Origin of the sequence: uncultured Senegalimassilia sp. (assembly GCF_934632265.1) — a bacterium.
Classification (GTDB): Bacteria; Actinomycetota; Coriobacteriia; order Coriobacteriales; family Eggerthellaceae; genus Senegalimassilia.
Genome location: NZ_CAKTYH010000157.1, coordinates 1 through 3,533 on the forward strand (window position 1 = coordinate 1; position 3,533 = coordinate 3,533).

The 3,533-nt window shown below is 64.9% G+C and carries 2 protein-coding genes; one reads left to right on the forward strand and one right to left on the reverse strand.

Going from position 1 to position 3,533, the window contains the following annotated elements:
- Positions 1-76: 76 nt before the first annotated feature.
- Positions 77-571, reverse strand: a complete 495-nt coding sequence (locus tag Q0H50_RS08865; protein ID WP_294421550.1) for an S-ribosylhomocysteine lyase — start codon at positions 569-571, stop codon at positions 77-79.
- Positions 572-1,348: 777 nt separating this feature from the next.
- Between Q0H50_RS08865 and Q0H50_RS08870 the strand changes: the two genes are divergently transcribed.
- The gene (locus Q0H50_RS08870) at positions 1,349-3,304 is read left to right on the forward strand and encodes a fructose-1,6-bisphosphatase (RefSeq protein ID WP_294421551.1); all 1,956 of its coding nucleotides are present in this window, start codon (positions 1,349-1,351) and stop codon (positions 3,302-3,304) included.
- Positions 3,305-3,533 lie beyond the last annotated feature (229 nt).

Genomic DNA, 3,533 nt, shown 5'->3' on the forward strand with positions numbered 1-3,533 from the left:
GTTCAGGATAAATCTCCGGGAATGAAAGGCTTGCCCTGAACACACCTCCGTCCCCTGTTCACCCTGTTCGCCTTCGCTAGTCGAGCAGGGCGGGGTAGTGCGTGTGCGCCTCGTCGAGCACCTCGAGGGTGTTGGCCATGTAGCGGCGTGCCCACCACTTCGCCTGCACGAGGTCGTTGTCGTGGTAGTTGCCGCACTCCTCGGGCTTGGCGCCGGGGATCTCGCCCTCGAAGTCGCGGATGAAGGCGAACATGCGGCGCACGAGGTCGGCCACGTCGGCGGACTCCAGCTCGCCGAAGGCCACCAGGTAGAAGCCGGTGCGGCAGCCCATGGGGCCGAAGTAGATCACGCGGGTCGACCATTCGGCGTCGTTGCGCAGGAAGGTGGCGCCGAGGTGCTCGATGGCGTGGACGGCGGCGGTGTCCATGACCGGCTCGCGGTTGGGGGCGGTCATGCGCAGGTCGAACGTGGTGGTCGTGCAGCCGGTGGCGGCGTCGGAGTCGCGGCGCGACACGTACACGCCGGGCTCGAGCACGCGGTGATCGACGGAAAAGCTTGCAATGCGTTCCATGGATGCTCCTTGCTATATATAGGTAACGGCAACGTGGTCGCCGTCGGTTCGCAGCGCCTATTGTACCGCCCGCGAGCAACCCGCTTCGCCGATCGACATGCGAACAAGAAAATCTCCGCGCGGCCAGGGACGGGCAGGGTCGGACACTTGGGGACGGAGGTTTATCTGTCCGAATCCGGACAGATAAACCTCCGTCCCCAAGTGTCCGCTCTCCGAGGGCTAAGTGTCCGAGGGCTGCGTTCGGTGTGTCTCGCTCGTGTTGCGGGCAAGGGAAGAAACGGCGGGAATCGTGGCACAGATTGCGAGTTTTCCGACTTTTCGCGCAGTAAATGCGTCGCAAGTCGCGTTCTTCCCCCTTTGAGATGTAATGAACGATGATGCTGATGCGCTCAACGCAAAGTGATGGATAGTTCGCTAAGGCTGTCATTCGGAAAACTCGCGATTTGGGGCATGATTTGCCGAAATCGTTCCGAAAACGCTCTTCGGTATCCCTTGCTCCCGCCGTGGGGAGGGACGCCGGTGCTGCGGGCGCAGGGCAGGGCGCGCGGGGCGCTTCCGGCGTAGGGCGCGGGGCGGGGGCTCGGGTGCTGCGGGCGCGGGGCATGGAGTGCGGGCGCTCCCGACGCTGGGCGTTGCCGGCGCGGGGCGCGGGGCGGGTACGTGGCGCTAATCGCGCTTGCGTTCGGCTTGTGCCGTTTACCGGTGCGGGTGTGCGGGGGAGGGCTGCGCGCGGTACCATCGTGGCATCAATGTGCGATCAGCCTTTAGGAGGTTTTCATGGAAGCGGATCAGAAGCGCTACTTGGAATTGTTGGCCCGATCTTTCCCCACCCAGGAGCTGGCGGCGGCCGAGATCATCAACCTGAGCGCCATCCTGAACCTCCCGAAGGGCACGGAGTTCTTCTGCTCGGACATCCACGGCGAGTCCGAGGCGTTCAGCCACATCCTGCGCAACGGTTCGGGCTCCATCCGTCTGAAGGTTGACGAGGCCTTCGGCGATCAGCTCACCGAGGCCGAGAAGCGCGAGCTGGCCACGCTCATCTATTACCCGCGTGAGAAGGCGAAGCTGATCTTGGCGGGCGTGGAAGACGAGCGCGCCTGGTACGCCACGGTGGTGCCGCGCCTGGTGGCGGTGTGCAAGCGCGCCGCGCGCAAGTACACGGCCAGCCGCGTGCGCAAGGCGCTGCCCGCCGAGTTCGCCTACATCATCGAGGAGCTGATGAACGAGGACAACCACGGCGTGGACAAGGAAGCGTACTACGCTGGCATCCTTGACGCGGCGGTGCGCACCGGGCGCGGCATCGCGCTCATCGAGGCGCTCGCGCAGCTGATCCAGCGCCTGGCCATCAGCCAGCTGCACATCATCGGCGACATCTACGACCGCGGCCCGCATCCCGACGTCATCATGGAGACGCTGCAGGCGCAGCGCAAGGTGGACATCCAGTGGGGCAACCACGACATCGTGTGGATGGGCGCGGCGCTCGGGCAGCGCGGCTGCATCGCGCACGTGGTGCGCAACTGCGCCCGCTACGGCAACCTGTCCATCTTGGAGGACGCCTACGGCATCAACATCCTGCCGCTGGCAAGCTTCGCCCTTGACGCGTACCGCGACGACCCGTGCGTGGCCTTCGGTCTGAAGGGCAACCCCGACCTGCCGCCGTCCGAGCTTGAGATGAACGTGAAGATCCAGAAGGCCATGGCCATCATCCAGTTCAAGGTGGAGGCGGCGCTGATCGACGAGTACCCCGAGTTCGGGCTGGAAAGCCGCAAGCTGCTCGACAAGATCGACTACGAGGCAGGCACCGTGGTGGTCGACGGCGTGGAGTACCCGCTGACCGACCGCGTGTTCCCCACGGTCGACCCGCAAAACCCCTTCGCGCTCACGCCCGCCGAGGAAGAGGTGATGTGCCGCCTGGAGGCCGCGTTCACCGGATGCGAGAAGCTGCAGCGCCACATGCGCTTCTTCCTGGAAGTGGGCAGCCTGTACAAGATCCGCAACGGCAACCTCATGTTCCACGCCTGCGTGCCGCTCAACGCCGACGGCAGCCTGAAGGAAGTGGACGTGTTCGGGCATCGCTACAAGGGCCGTGCGCTCTACGACGTGATGGAGCGCTACGTGCGCGCCGCCTTCTTCAGCCATGACGCCGAGGAGAGCCGCCGCGGGCGCGACCTTCTGTGGTACCTGTGGCTGGGCGAGGGAAGCCCGCTGTTCGCGAAGAGCAAGATGGCCACCTTCGAGCTGTACCTCATCGCCGACAAGGCTGCGCGCAAGGAGGTGAAGAACCCCTTCTACACGCTTATCGAGGACGAGCGCGTCATCGCGGGCATCTTCGAGGACTTCGGCATGGACCCGGAGACGTCGCATATCGTGTGCGGGCACGTGCCGGTCAAGGTCAAGGACGGCGAGGACCCCGTGAAGTGCGGCGGTCGCGTGTTCATGATCGACGGCGGGTTCTCGAAGGCCTATCAGCCCACCACGGGCATCGCCGGCTACACGCTCATCGACAACTCCTACGAGTTCATTCTGGCTGCGCACGAGCCGCTGAAGTCCGCGGAGGCGGCGGTGGTCGAGGAACTCGACATTCACTCGAGCCGTCGCGTGGTCGAGCGCGTCGAGCACCGCACGCTGGTGGCCGACACCGACGACGGCGCCGATATCCGCCGCCGCGTCGAAGACCTCGAGCAGCTGCTGGAGGCGTATCGGGACGGCCAGATCGCCGAGGGCGGGCGCTAACGCCGGCTTGACGGTTTATCGGCTTTCGCGGTCGGGGCGCTGCGGTGCGGCGGCGCCCCGATTGTTGCGTTCTGGTGAACAGGGGACGCGAACAGGGGACGGAGGTGTGTTCGGGAAAAGGCTTGCGTTTCGCAAAGGTTTTATCCCGAACGCACCTCCGTCCCCTCATATGCCCATCGAGATGTCAAGAGACAATAGTCGGCCTTCCCTGAGTAGCTTGCCCAGGGAA

Bases quoted from the DNA above. Each gene is read 5' to 3' on its own strand.
- Q0H50_RS08865 (WP_294421550.1), bottom strand. From the start codon at position 571: ATGGAACGCATTGCAAGCTTTTCCGTCGATCACCGCGTGCTCGAGCCC.
- Q0H50_RS08870 (WP_294421551.1), top strand. From the start codon at position 1,349: ATGGAAGCGGATCAGAAGCGCTACTTGGAATTGTTGGCCCGATCTTTC.